Here is a 13,540-nt window from a genome sequence, read left to right on the forward strand (position 1 = left end):
AGGTTAGAACGTGTAGCGAGCCGACAGCGTGACCATGCGCGGCGCACCGTAGAAACCCGTGACGATGCCGAGCGAGGCAATGTTGTAGCCGGTGGTGCGATAGGACTTGTTGGCCAGGTTGGTGCCCTGCAGGTTCAGGGTCCACGGCTGGTTGATGCGCCAGATCAAGCCCGCATTCCACAAGCCGTACGAGGGCTGCATGATCAGCGGCGACAAGGTGGTCTCCGGATACACGCTGGTCTGGTACGTGTAGTTGATGCGACCGCTGATGCTGCCGCCGTTGTCCAGCGGAATGGTGTGTTCGAGGTTCAGGCCGCCGGACCACTTGGGCGCATTGGTAAAGCGTTGCTGGTCGGCGATGTTCACGCCGCTGCTGAGGAACTGCGTGTACTTGGTGTGCAGGTAGGCGAAATTGCCGCTGAAGGTCCAGTTCTCCGCCGGCTTCCAGGCGAACTCCTCTTCCAGGCCGTCGATATGGCCCTTGCCCGCATTGGTGAAATCACCGAAGAAGCCCTGCGTGCCGTTGGGCAGCGTGTAGGAGGTGAACACCGAGAGCTGGATGTCCGAATACACGTTGTGGAACAACGCCGTATTCATCATCAGGCTATCGTCGAAAAACGACATCTTGCTGCCCAGCTCGTACGACTGCACCTTTTCGTCGGCGATCGGACGGCACGACTGCGGAATGGCCGAGCAGTTGGCGCGGATGTTGTAGCCACCGGAGTGAAAGCCTTCGCTGTAGCTGGCGTAGAGCTTGATCTGGTCGCTGGCCGCGTAATCCAGCGACACCTTGGGCGACAGGTTGTGCGAGGTGTGCGAACCATTGAAGTTCGCGAGCGTCGCCACCGGCGTGGTGAAGGTAGCATCGGCGAACGCGTAGTTCTGGATCAGCGCGGTCTTCTTCTCGTTGGTGTAGCGCAGGCCCACGTCCAGGCTCCACTGCGGGCTGATGTCCCAGGTGAAGTCGCCGTAGCCGGCATAACTCTTGGTGCCGATGCTGCCGCCAGTGCTGCCGTAGAGCGAATACAGGGGGTAGTACGGCGGCGAGCCGAGGAAGATGTTGTGGATGGCGCCCTTGGCGGTGCCGTCGAAGTAGTACAGGCCGAACACGCCGTGCACGCTGCCGCCACTGTCGTAGTTGGCCTGCAGCTCCTGGCTGAACTGGTGATCCTTGTACACCGCCGACACGTCGGCGATCTTCTCCGGCAAGGTATCGAAATCGATATCGGTGTTGGTGGAGGAGCCGCGATACGCGGTCACCGACTTGAGCGTCCACTCCTGGCTGGCGATCCAGTTGAGGGTGAGCCCGGTGCCCCACAGCTTGGTCTGGTTCAGTGCCGGCATGCCGCTGCGCGTGTCGAAATCGCTGGAGAGCGGCGCGTACGTGGGGTCGAACTTGTTGGCGACGAGCATCTTGGCGCCGCGCGGGTTGGAATTGTCTCGCAGGCCATCCACCGTGAACTGCGCGTTGAAATCATTGGACGGGAAGAAGCCCAGCGATGCGCGCGCGGCGTTGGTGTTCTTGTTGCCGTTACGGCTGCCAGTGATCACGTCCTCACCAAAGCCATCGTTATGTTCGCTGGCGTAGGCGATACGGCCGCGCCACACACCGTCGCTGGTGGCGCCGGCCACGTTGGCCTTGATGTCCTTTTCGCCGTGCGTGCCCACCGTGCCTTCCACCGCGCCCTGGGTCTGGGTGGGCAGCGGGTTGGACACGTACTTGATCGCGCCGCCGATGGTGTTCTTGCCGTACAGCGAACCCTGCGGGCCGCGCAGCACTTCGATGCGGTTGGTGTCGAACACGTCGAGCAAGGCGCCCTGCGGGCGCGCCAGGTAGACATCATCCAGGTAAATGCCCACCCCCGGATCGAAGCCCCAGGTGGGGTCGGCCTGGCCTACGCCGCGAATGTAGGCGGTGAGCGTGGTGTTGGAGCCGCGCGCCGCGTACACCTGCAGCGAAGGCACCTTGCCCTGCAGGTCGCCGAGGTTCTGCACGTTCTGGGTGTACAGGCTTTGCGCGGTGAACGCGCTGACGGCGATGGGTACGTCCTGCAGGGTTTCCTCGCGCTTGCGTGCGGTGACCTTCACGCCCTCCAGTTGCTTGGCTTCTGAGGGTTTGGCCGTGGTGCTGGTGCTTTGCGGCGCGTCATCCGCGTGCGCCACAGCAAAGCAGGAAAGACCTACAGCAAGACCGATCGCCAGACTCAGGTGCGTGCGCTTCATATCCCCCATCCCCTCGTTTTGTCGCCTCCCGCGGACGCAGGACGCCGAATGCCGTGGAGCTTAGGCAGCCCCATCGCGGGCCACACTTGTACCTTGGTACAGTGCCGCCGCCGGGTGCAGCTTTGGATACTCGCCGCCCAATGATGCCCATGATGGGCGTCCCGGGAATCGACTCATGGCATTTTTGATCGTGCTGGCCGCACTGTGTTTTCTGATGTTGGCGGCGTATCGCGGCTACAGCGTGATCCTGTTCGCGCCCATCGCGGCGCTGGGCGCGGTGCTGCTCACCGACCCATCGCTGGTCGCGCCCATGTTCACCGGCTTGTTCATGGACAAGATGGTGGGCTTTCTCAAGCTGTATTTCCCCGTGTTCATGCTCGGCGCGCTGTTCGGCAAGCTGATCGAACTGTCCGGCTTCTCCAAGGCCATCGTGGCCGGCACCATCGGCCTGGTCGGGCGCAGCCGCGCCATGTTGTCCATCGTGTTGGTGTGCGCGCTGCTCACCTACGGCGGCGTGTCGCTGTTCGTGGTGGTGTTTGCGGTGTATCCGTTCGCGGCCGAGCTGTTTCGCCAGTCGAACATCCCCAAGCGGCTTATCCCGGGCACCATCGCGCTAGGCGCGTTCACCTTCACCATGGATTCGCTGCCGGGCACGCCGCAGATCCAGAACATCATTCCCACCGCCTTTTTCGGTACCAACGCGTGGGCCGCACCGTGGCTGGGTGTTCTGGGTGGCGTTTTCATTCTGGCCGTAGGCCTGGCTTACCTGGAATCGCGACGCCGCAAGGCGGCAGCGGCTGGCGAAGGTTATGGCGGCTCGCTGGTCAATGAGCCGGCACCGTTCGAAGGTGGCAAGCTGGCGCACCCGCTGGTGGCCCTGCTGCCGCTGGTGGTGGTCGGCGTGATCAACAAGCTGCTGGGCGATGCCATTCCCAAGCTGTACGGTGCCAGCCACTCGTTCGCGCCCGCGGTGATCGGCGAGGCCAAGCCTGTGGTGCAAGAGGTAACCAAGGTCGCCGCGATATGGGCGGTGGAAGGCGCGCTGCTTGCCGGCATTGCCTGCGTGCTGCTGTTCGCCTGGCGTCCGGTGGTGCAGCGTTTCGCCGAGGGCAGCAAAGTAGCGGTTTCCGGCGCCCTGCTGGCCTCCATGAACACGGCGTCCGAATACGGCTTTGGCGCGGTCATCGCCGCGCTGCCGGGCTTCCGCGTCATCGCCAACGCCCTGCACGCCATCCCGCATCCGCTGGTGAACGAGGCGGTGACGGTGACCGCGCTGGCCGGCACTACCGGCTCCGCCTCGGGCGGCATGGGCATTGCGCTGGCCGCCATGGCCGAAACCTTCATACACAACGCGCAGGCCGCCGGCATTCCCATGGAAGTGCTGCACCGTGTGGCGGCCATGGCCTCCGGTGGCATGGACACCCTGCCCCACAACGGCGCGGTGATTACCTTGCTGGCCGTAACGGGGCTGACCCATCGCCAGTCCTACCGCGACATTTTCGCCATTACGGTCATCAAGACCGTGGCCGTGTTCGTGGTGATCGCCGTCTACGGCTTCACCGGCCTGGTCTGACCCGACCACCCACCGCTTGCCTCCCCGCACGGCCCGCTGGCTCGATCCAGCGGGCCGTTTTTCTTTGCCTGAACGGAAGCAAATGAACCACAGGCTGCCAGGCCGAAAAGAAATAGGCTTGATAATCAAACAGCTATGCACAAAAAGCTGAACCAAGCCCTTCGACCCATCGCCTAATCAGCGGATTCTCATTGACGGATGCGTAGGTGACTTCAAGCAAGCTGTCACATAAGCCCGTATAATTGACCGATTCGCCTTTCAAAACCCTACGCGACGGCCACGAGCCGCCCGAGTCAAACTCATGTCCATCGAAAATCTGCGCAATATCGCCATCGTCGCCCACGTCGACCACGGCAAGACCACGCTCGTCGATCAGCTGCTGAAACAGTCCGGCACGCTCTCCGAGCGCACCGTGCTGGCCGAGCGCGTGATGGACAGCAACGACCAGGAAAAGGAACGCGGCATCACCATCCTGGCCAAGAACACGGCCATCACCTGGCAGGGCAACCGCATCAACATCGTCGACACCCCAGGCCACGCCGACTTCGGTGGCGAGGTGGAGCGCGTGCTGTCGATGGTGGACACCGTGCTGATCCTGGTGGACGCGATGGACGGCCCGATGCCGCAGACGCGCTTCGTGACCCAGAAGGCCTTCGCCATGGGCTTCAAGCCCATCGTGGTGGTGAACAAGATCGACCGCCCCGGCGCACGCCCCGAGTGGGTGGTGGAACAGGTGTGGGATCTGTTCGATCGCCTGGGCGCCACGCCCGAGCAGATGGAATTCCCGATCGTCTACGCGTCGGCCCTTAACGGCTACGCCAGCCTCGACCCGGAAGTGCGCGAAGGCGACATGACCCCGCTGTACCAGGCCATCATGGACCACGCGCCCAAGCCGGACGTGGACCCGGAAGGCCCGTTCCAGATGCGCATCAGCCAGCTGGACTACAACAACTTCGTCGGCGTGATCGGCATTGGTCGCATCCAGCGCGGCACGCTCAAGAAGAACATGCCGGTGGCCGTGATCGACCGCGAAGGCAAGAAGCGCCAGGGCAAGGTGCTGCAGGTGCTGGGCTTCCTCGGCCTGGAGCGCATCGAGCAGGACAGCGCCGAGGCCGGTGACATCGTCGCCATCTCGGGCATCCAGGAGCTGACCATCTCCGACACCGTCACCGCCCTGGACGCGCCCGAAGCGCTGCCGGCGCTGACCGTGGACGAGCCGACCATCAGCATGACCTTCCAGGTGAACAACTCCCCGTTCGCCGGCAACAAGGACCTCTCCGGCGGCAAGTTCCTCACCAGCCGCCAGATCAAGGACCGCCTGGACCGCGAGCAGGTGCACAACGTGGCCCTGAAGGTCGAGCAGGGTTCGGACGCCGACAAGTTCCTCGTGTCGGGCCGTGGCGAACTGCACCTGTCGGTGCTGATCGAAAACATGCGTCGCGAAGGCTACGAGCTGGCCGTATCGCGTCCGGAAGTGATCATCAAGGAAATCGACGGCCAGAAGATGGAGCCGATCGAGCAGTTGGTGGTGGACGTGGAAGAAATCCACCAGGGCCCCGTGATGGAGCGCCTGGGCATGCGCAAGGGCCAGCTCAAGAACATGGAGCCCGATGGCAAGGGCCGCGTGCGCCTTGAGTACATGATCCCGGCGCGTGGCCTGATCGGCTTCCAGAACCAGTTCAAGACCCTCACCCAGGGTTCGGGCCTGCTGTTCCACGTGTTCGACCACTACGGCCCGAAGGAAGAAGGCCAGATCGCCAAGCGCCCCAACGGCGTGATGATCGCCAACGCCAGCGGCACCACCCCGGCCTACTCGCTTGGCCCGCTGCAGGAGCGCGGCAAGCTGTTCGCCGCCGAAGGCGACTCGGTGTATGAAGGCCAGCTGGTCGGCATCCACGCCAAGGACAACGACCTCACCGTCAACGCCATCAAGCCCAAGCCGCTCACCAACATGCGCGCCTCGGGCAAGGACGACGCGATCCAGCTGACCCCGGCGATCAAGTTCTCGCTGGAGCAGGCCCTGGACTTCATCGACGACGACGAGTTGGTGGAAATCACCCCGAAGGAAATCCGTCTGCGCAAGAAGCACCTGACGGAAAACGATCGCAAGAAGGCCTCCCGCTCCGCGGGCTGATCCTCTCAGCGCATCACCACAAAAGGCCGCCATTTGGCGGCCTTTTGTTTGAGGCGTGCCATCATCGGGCGCCATCGTTCGCCACCTTTACCCACGGCCTGCCTCGCATGCGTCTAGCCCGACTCCACGCCGCGCTTTGCCTGCTGCTCGCGCCCCTGGCGCTGCACGCGGAGGAACCTGCCCTCTGGGTGCCGCAATGGCTGGGTGCGCAATACACCTTCGTCGACCAGCACCAGGACTCGCTGCACGCGCCCTACTCCGGCGACATGAGCCTGCGCCCGCAAGGCGACGCCGCGCGCTCCCACACCTTTGGCGCCTACGTTGGCGTCGCGCTGCCTGCGCACTTGCAGTTCTACCTGGACATGGAAATGTTCAAGGGCGAAGGCGTATCCGGCGCCACCGGCCTGGCCGGCCTCACCAATGGCGACGTGATCCGCTCCGGCACCGTATCGCTGGGCAAACGCGCCTACGTGGCGCGTCGCTACCTGCGCTGGACCTTGCCGCTCGGCGACGACACCGCCCCGGTGGAACGCGCGCAGGATCAACTACCCGAACAGCAAGCCACCCGCCGCCTTGAAGTAAAGGTCGGCAAGATGGCCGTGAACGACGACTTCGACAAGAACCGCTACGCCGGCAGCACACGCACGCAGTTCATGAACTGGGCGCTGTTCAACAATACCGCATGGGACTTCGCCGCCGACACGCGCGGCTACACCGAAGGCCTCATGCTCGCCTGGGTCAATCCCACCTGGACCCTGCGCTACGGCATCTACCGCATGCCCACCGCGGCCAACGGGCAAACGCTGATCCACGTGCTAAGCCAGGCGCAAGGCCAGCAGGTGGAGCTAACCGTGCAACCCGACCCACAGGGCTGGGCGCTGCGCCTTCTCGCCTTTCGCAACACCGCCAACATGGGCATCTATCGCGAGGCAATCGCACAGGCGCTGGCCACCGGCCAGGTGCCCGACATACGCGCGAACGACCAACCCGGCCGCATCAAGTATGGCTTCGGCCTCAACGGCGAACTGCCGCTCGCGGACAACGGCGATACCGGCTTGTTCATGCGCGCGGGCTGGAACAACGGCCGCACCGAATCCTTCGTGTTCACCGAAGTGGATCGCACCGTCAGCGGCGGCTTCCAGCTCTCGGGCACGCACTGGGGCCGCCCGCAGGATCACTTTGCCGTGGCGGTGAGCATCAACGCGCTATCGCGCGATCATCGCGACTACCTGGCCCTGGGCGGCGACGGCTTCGTGCTGGGCGATGGCGCGCTGCGCTACGGCCGCGAGCAGATCCTGGAGGCGTATTACAACGTCACCCCGCTCGCGCACCTCACGCTCAGCCCCGACCTGCAACTGGTGCACAACCCCGGCTACAACCGCGACCGTGGCCCCGCGCGCTTCGTCGGGCTGCGCGCACATCTGGAATTCTGAAACCTCAACGCACCTTGGTCGGCAACTGCGCGCGCTCCAGCGCCGCCACGCGACGCTCCAGGCGCGGCCCCAGGTAGCAGTGCGAGCCGCACGGCAGCAGCCCCGCCTCGCCAAAGGCTCGCAAATACCACGACGGCGCACGCGCATGGAAACCCTCCAGGTCGCCATCCACGCCATCTTTGTTGGTGAATACCTCCAGAAACGCCACGCCCTCCAGCATGTCGCTGATGCCGCCGAGCCCCGCGCGAATCTCGGCGGGCTTGAGGTAATGCAGCACGTCCGTGCATACGATCAGGTCGAAACGATGATCGAAGCGCAGGTATTCCAACTGCCCAAAACGCGCCAGCCCAATGTTTCGGCTACGCCCAAAACGCGCCACCACATACTCGCTGGCATCCAGTCCCTGGTACTCGATGCCGGGGCGCAACGCGCGCAGTGGCGCACGCCAGGGCGCTTCGCCACAACCCACGTCCAACACGGTGCGCACCGGGCGCCCCAGGTAATACTCCGCCTGGGCAAGGGCCAGCGACACCTTGCGCTTGAGTTCAGCCGGCGACGCCACCGTATGGTCGGGGTGGCGATACCACTTGTCGAAATAGGCGCGGTCGTAAATCTTGGCCACGGGGCATCTCCGGCAAAACGTGCATGGTAGCCCAGGCGAGCCGATCACCTGATCTGAACATGCCACGCGGCAGCATGAGTACGCTGGAACCTGGGAGCCGCCCACCATGCCCACGATCCGCATTCGACTTACCGCCAACCGCGACGACGCGGACACGCTGATCGCCATCCTGCACGGCATCGACGGTATCGAGCACGTGGAGGAACTGGACGATCAGGCAACCTATGCCCGCGACGACACCAGCTCCACCGACCTCACCGACGACAACGGTACCGATGTCTTCCTGATCGAAGTGCAGGCGGCCGACGAACTGCATGCGGACGCGGTACGCGCCGTGACCGAGGTGGAAGCCTCGTTACTCGGCGCCGTCGTCGAGTTTCTCGACGAATTCTGAGCGTGACGCCTGCCACCCCGCGCCACGCGCCGTAACGCCGTGCCGTGCACGAAGGCTCCCACGGCACTGCGCACACCTTCCTTGCGCCGAGTTGACGAAATGACCACGTTGGCGGCCTCGGCGCATGAATCGGTGCCCAACAACCGCCGCAGTTCACATTCCGCGCGTCAGCCTCGCGCCGTCTGCCGCGTTCACACTGCCGAGCCGACGACGTCGTTCACCCCTGTCACCAGGAACCTGACGCATGCCCGACACGCCGAAACAGCCCTCTGCCCGCTTCCGCCCTGCATGGGTCGCCCTTGGCGTGATGTTGATGCTGGGCCCCGCGGCGGCCATGGCCCGCGATGCTCGCCCACTCAGCCAGGACGACATTGAGTGGCTGCGCCGCGACACCTTCGACCTGGACAGTGCCACCGTAGCCCGCTACCGCGAACTGGGCCGCTCGCGTTTTCTCGACGAACAGCTCGATGACCGCGACGGCGACACGCTCCCCGCGCCCATCAGTGCGTTGATCAACAGCTACGAAGTGGCGAACACGCCCACCGAACAACTGCTGCTCAACCTTCGCGACGAGCAGGAAAAGATCAAGAGCATGCCCGACGGCGACGACAAGGCCGCCGCCAAGAAAGCGCAACAGCAGCACGCCAACGACCTGCTGCAACAAGCCCAGCAGATCGAAATGTTGCACGCCATCTACGGGCCAAACCAACTCAAGGAACAAATGGTGTGGTTCTGGCTGAACCACTTCAGTGTGTATGGCGCCAAGGGCCGCGTGCGCTGGGTCGTCAACGACTACATGCAGAACACCATTCGTCCGCACGCGCTGGGCAAGTTCCGCGACCTGGTGATGGCCACGCTGGAAAGCCCGGCCATGCTGGAGTTTCTGGACAACGCCCAGAACGCCAAGGGCCACGTCAACGAAAACTACGCGCGCGAACTGATGGAGCTGCACACACTGGGCGTGGGCTCGGGCTACACCCAGCAGGATGTGCAGCAGCTTGCGCTTATCCTTACCGGCTCGGGCATCTCACCGCTGCGCGACCGCCCCGCCCTGCGCGAACACCCGCGCTATGCCCAGATGTTCGTGCAAAAGGGGTTATTCGAATTCAACCCCAACCGCCACGACTACAGCGACAAAATACTGCTGGGCCAAACCATCAAAGGCAGCGGCTTTGACGAAGTGACCAAGGCCGTAGACCTCATCACCCGCCAGCCGGCGTGCGCGCAGTTCATCTCCCGCAAGCTCGCCGAGTACTTTGTGGCCGACAACCCGCCGCCGGCGCTGGTCGCCAAAATGGCCAAGACCTTCCAGCACACCGACGGCGACATCGCCCAGGTGCTGCGCACCATGTTCGAATCCAAGGAACTCGCCGCCAGCTACGGCAAAAAATTCAAAGACCCCATGCAATTCGTGTCGTCCTCCGTGCGCATGGCCTACGACGGCAAACCCATCGCCAACGCCAAGCCCTTGCTCAACTGGATGAACCAACTGGGCGAACCCGTGTTCGGGCGACTCACGCCCGATGGCTGGCCGCTGGACGGCAGCGGCTGGTCCAGCTCAGGCCAGATGGCCAAGCGCTTTGAAATCGCCAATGCCATCGGCACCGGCAACAACCGCCTGCTCACGCCGGAAGGCCAGCCCAAGACGGGCGGCGACTTCCCGATGCTCACCACGCGCCTGTACTACGACACCTTCGACACGCGCCTGAGCCCCTCCACGCGCGATGCGTTGGCCAAGGCCACCTCGCAGCAGGAGTGGAACACCTTCCTGCTCTCCTCGCCCGACTTCAACTACCGCTGAGGCACATACGCCATGAATCGCCGCGAATTTCTGCTCGCCGCCGCCACGGCCGCCGTTGCCGCCCCCGCGCTGTCGTTCTCGGGCAAGCTGTTTGCCGCACCGGCCAACTCCCCGCGCCTGCTGTTCGTGTTCCTGCGCGGCGGCTATGACTGCAACAACCTGCTGGTTCCCTACAGCAGTGACTTCTACTACGAGTCGCGCCCCACCTTGGCCATCGCCAAGCCTGATCCGTACAACACCAACAGCGCCATCGGCCTCACCAACGACTGGGGCCTTAACCCGGTGCTGCGCGACTCCATCTACCCGCTGTGGCAAAAGCGCCAGATCGCCTTCGTGCCCTTTGCCGGCACCGACGACCTCTCGCGCAGCCACTTCGAAACCCAGGACAACATCGAATCGGGCGAAGCCACCGGCGAGCGCAGTAACTTCCGCTCCGGCTTCCTCGGCCGCCTCTCCGGCCAGATGAGCAGCGTGCCCGCCATTGCGTTTACCGATGCCTTGCCACTGAGCTTCCAAGGCAGCGGCCGCGATGTGCCCAACATCTCGTTGCGCGGCAACACCAAGCCGGTGTTCGACGATCGCCAATCCGGCATTCTCGCCGGCATGTATCGCGGGACCACGCTGGCAGCGGCCGCCGCCGATGGCCTGGAACTGCGCCAGAGCGTCTCCAAAGAACTGGAAGACGAAATGATGAAAGCCAATCGCGGCGCCGCCAACGCCAAGAACTTTGCCGATGAAACCCAACGCATCGCCACCATGATGCGCGACCAATATCGCCTGGGCTTTATCGACGTAGGCGGTTGGGACACCCACGTCAACCAAGGCAGCACCAGCGGCCCGCTCGCCAACAACCTGAGCAACCTCGGCAAGGGCCTCGCCGCCTATGCCGACGCACTGGGCGACGAATGGAACAACACCGTGGTGGTGGTTGTATCGGAGTTTGGCCGCACCTTCCGCGAGAACGGCAACAAAGGCACCGACCACGGCCACGGCACCGTGTACTGGGTGCTGGGCGGCAAGGTGAATGGCGGTCGCATCGCCGGCGCACAAGTGGCCGTCAACGCGCAGAGCCTGCTACAAAACCGCGACTACCCCGTGCTCACCAACTACCGCGACATGCTCGGCGGGTTGATGGGGCGCATGTGGGGTCTCTCCGGCAGCCAGCTGCAAACCGTGTTCCCCGGCGCCCGGCCGCACGACTTGCAGTTGGTGTGAGTCAGGCGAAAGCGCTCAGGCCATGCGCCGGTACGAGCCGGTCATCACCGGCTCCCAATGCTGCCCACCATCGAACGAGCTTTCCAGGCGCAGGGTGAAAACATCCTCACCCTGCAACGCGTAGACATGTCGCGTCTGCCCGCGCGGTGAGCTACGTACAAACGTAAGTCGCTGGCCATCCCACACGCCCGGCGCCGGTGCCGTGGGCGTAAAGCCGTAGCTGTCGAACCAATACAGCGCGTATTCGTTGAGCTCATCGCCCGCCACGATGACCGCGTGCGCCTGCAGCGCCGCCTTGCCATCGCGCTCCTCGCGATAATCCTGTACCAACACGCGACCACCCAACTGGCAACGCGCCTGGATAAAACCCCGCGCCGGGCCGCCCTGGCCCCAGCGCGTAGTGGCGATGTCCTCGTCGCCAGCCCACTCACCGGCAAATGCTTCCAGCAACCGCATGGCCTATGCCTCCCATGGCGTTAGGGATGGTCTGATTAAACGACATTTTGCTCGTCATTCCTGCGAACCCCAAAAAGGGGGCGAGAGCAGGAGGGGCTTTTCAACAGCCGAAGGCTGGTCATCCAGTGCCTCTATCTTCAAGCATTTACAGGCTATGGATCCCAGCTTTCGCTGGGATGACGATCAAAATCAGAGCATCCTTAGGCAGCAAGCATCAACCCTCGCGCGGCACCAGCATGTGCTTGGCGATATGCCCATGCATGATGCCAAGCGCGCGCGCCAGATGCAGCGTGGTGAAAAGCAACACAATGCCGATCATGCAAAGGCCAATCACGTCGAACCAGTTGATCTCGTGAAAGCCCGTGCCCCAGTTGATCATCGGCGAGCCGTCGAAGAGAAACTGCCCCACCGAGGCGTTCCGCAAGGCAAAGGCAATCGGCGAAGCCACAAACGCTACCGATACGGACAACAGCGTAACCGCCAGCGTGAAATAGACGATGCCCAGCGGCAGCATCAACCACATATAGCAAAGCGTGGTCCACGTATGCACATCGGTGAACATGCTGCCGATGCGCTTGAGCAAACCACGCGGCTCCGCCCGATACACCGGACGACGCGGCATGCGCATGCCCAACATGGTTTCCACAATGCGCCCCTCCACCAGCGACAGCACACGCACACTGCCGAAAAACAGCACAATGAAAGGCAGGCCGATGATCAGCACCGAAAGCCCCATCGACAGCGACAAACCCGTGACTGCCCAGGTGAAGTAGAAAATGCCTGTCGCCAGGGCCAACAACATATAGAACAGGGCGCCATACGTGCGGGCATCAGCCGCCACACCAAAGAAACGACCAAGCAGAGAGCGGCGCTTGGGCGGCGGTGGCGGCCGCAGGGCGCGTTGAATCTTGATCTCCTGGTCGCGGTAGATATCCGCCACCTCTTCCGGCGCGCCATACGTGCCCACTACATGGGCCAGCATCTCCGCCTCGCTGCGCTGCGGGTTCTCGGCAAGCTCCGCGCGCAGGTGTTCCTCCGCGTCGTACAGCGCATCCTGGATCAAGGCCGGATCGGCCCCGCGCAGTGCTTCCCGCAACTGCCGCAGATACTCGGCAATCGTACGTGGCGTATTCATCACACCCCTCCTTGCAAAACGGCATCGACCGAGTCGCGCGTGGCCGTCCAGGCATCCACCCAGTCACGCAGCACATCACGACCCTGCTTGGTTACGCGGTAATAGCGTCGCGGCGGCCCGCTGATGGAAGGCTCCACCTCGCTCGCCAACAAACCTGCCCCTTCGAGGTTGCGCAACACCGGGTACAAAGCACTCTGCTTACCCGCAAGCACACCCTCGCCCACTTCTTCCAGACGCTTGGCGATCTGGTAGCCATACATAGGCTGCCGCGACTGCCCCAGCACCGCCAGCAACACCAGCGACACCGTGCCCGCCGAAAGCTCCTTCTGGAACTTCTTCAGATGGCCGTTCTCGTCCACGCCCCACCCGCACTGCTACTTAGCTTGGAGTGAAGCATAGTGTTCAGTTAACACTAGTGCATGGGTATGAAGTCATGGCTTGGGGGTGGCGGCCCATTGGACGTGCCAATGAGCCGCGCAGTCATTGCTACCACCGACGTTGAACGTATTGATTCGGTGTTCCCGGGGACCCAACCCCACCTAGCGCCTTGCTGA

The 13,540-nt window shown here is 63.5% G+C and carries 11 protein-coding genes; 6 read left to right on the forward strand and 5 right to left on the reverse strand.

Annotated elements, in window-relative coordinates; genetic code table 11:
• Positions 1–3: 3 nt before the first annotated feature.
• Positions 4–2,223 (reverse strand): TonB-dependent receptor, encoded by a 2,220-nt coding sequence (locus AC3G2C_RS13030; RefSeq protein WP_488385041.1) that lies wholly within the window; start codon positions 2,221–2,223, stop codon positions 4–6.
• Between the two features lie 175 nt (positions 2,224–2,398).
• On the opposite strand from AC3G2C_RS13030, the gene AC3G2C_RS13035 reads away from it, so the two are divergent.
• From AC3G2C_RS13035 to AC3G2C_RS13045, 3 genes are all read left to right on the forward strand, one after another.
• Positions 2,399–3,796 carry a GntP family permease gene (locus tag AC3G2C_RS13035; protein ID WP_488385042.1) on the forward strand — a complete coding sequence of 466 codons (1,398 nt, stop codon included), beginning with the start codon at positions 2,399–2,401 and terminating at the stop codon, positions 3,794–3,796.
• 301 nt (positions 3,797–4,097) lie between these two features.
• Complete coding sequence (gene typA, locus AC3G2C_RS13040) at positions 4,098–5,930, forward strand: translational GTPase TypA (RefSeq protein WP_488385043.1); 1,833 nt, start codon at positions 4,098–4,100, stop codon at positions 5,928–5,930.
• A gap of 107 nt (positions 5,931–6,037) precedes the next feature.
• Positions 6,038–7,363, forward strand: coding sequence for a carbohydrate porin (locus AC3G2C_RS13045; protein ID WP_488385044.1), 1,326 nt, complete (start codon positions 6,038–6,040; stop codon positions 7,361–7,363).
• 4 nt (positions 7,364–7,367) lie between these two features.
• On the opposite strand, the gene AC3G2C_RS13050 is transcribed toward AC3G2C_RS13045, so the two are convergent.
• Positions 7,368–7,985 (reverse strand): class I SAM-dependent DNA methyltransferase, encoded by a 618-nt coding sequence (locus AC3G2C_RS13050; RefSeq protein WP_488385045.1) that lies wholly within the window; start codon positions 7,983–7,985, stop codon positions 7,368–7,370.
• Positions 7,986–8,091: 106 nt separating this feature from the next.
• On the opposite strand from AC3G2C_RS13050, the gene AC3G2C_RS13055 reads away from it, so the two are divergent.
• From AC3G2C_RS13055 to AC3G2C_RS13065, 3 genes are all read left to right on the forward strand, one after another.
• A complete protein-coding gene (locus AC3G2C_RS13055; RefSeq protein ID WP_488385046.1) occupies positions 8,092–8,379 on the forward strand; it encodes a hypothetical protein in 288 nt (95 codons plus the stop codon).
• A 244-nt stretch (positions 8,380–8,623) separates the two neighbouring features.
• Positions 8,624–10,180 (forward strand): DUF1800 domain-containing protein, encoded by a 1,557-nt coding sequence (locus AC3G2C_RS13060; RefSeq protein ID WP_488385047.1) that lies wholly within the window; start codon positions 8,624–8,626, stop codon positions 10,178–10,180.
• Between the two features lie 12 nt (positions 10,181–10,192).
• Positions 10,193–11,395 carry a DUF1501 domain-containing protein gene (locus AC3G2C_RS13065; protein WP_488385048.1) on the forward strand — a complete coding sequence of 401 codons (1,203 nt, stop codon included), beginning with the start codon at positions 10,193–10,195 and terminating at the stop codon, positions 11,393–11,395.
• A gap of 15 nt (positions 11,396–11,410) precedes the next feature.
• On the opposite strand, the gene AC3G2C_RS13070 is transcribed toward AC3G2C_RS13065, so the two are convergent.
• The 3 genes from AC3G2C_RS13070 to AC3G2C_RS13080 form a co-directional block, all read right to left on the reverse strand.
• Positions 11,411–11,851 (reverse strand): DUF1579 family protein, encoded by a 441-nt coding sequence (locus tag AC3G2C_RS13070; RefSeq protein ID WP_488385049.1) that lies wholly within the window; start codon positions 11,849–11,851, stop codon positions 11,411–11,413.
• A gap of 214 nt (positions 11,852–12,065) precedes the next feature.
• Positions 12,066–12,986 (reverse strand): sensor domain-containing protein, encoded by a 921-nt coding sequence (locus tag AC3G2C_RS13075; RefSeq protein WP_488385050.1) that lies wholly within the window; start codon positions 12,984–12,986, stop codon positions 12,066–12,068.
• Entirely contained in the window at positions 12,986–13,345 is a 360-nt protein-coding gene (locus AC3G2C_RS13080) for a PadR family transcriptional regulator (RefSeq protein ID WP_488385051.1), read from the reverse strand. Before AC3G2C_RS13080 ends, AC3G2C_RS13075 begins: the two co-directional genes overlap by 1 nt.
• Positions 13,346–13,540 lie beyond the last annotated feature (195 nt).

This window comes from Frateuria sp. sgz306004 (genome assembly GCF_057750885.1).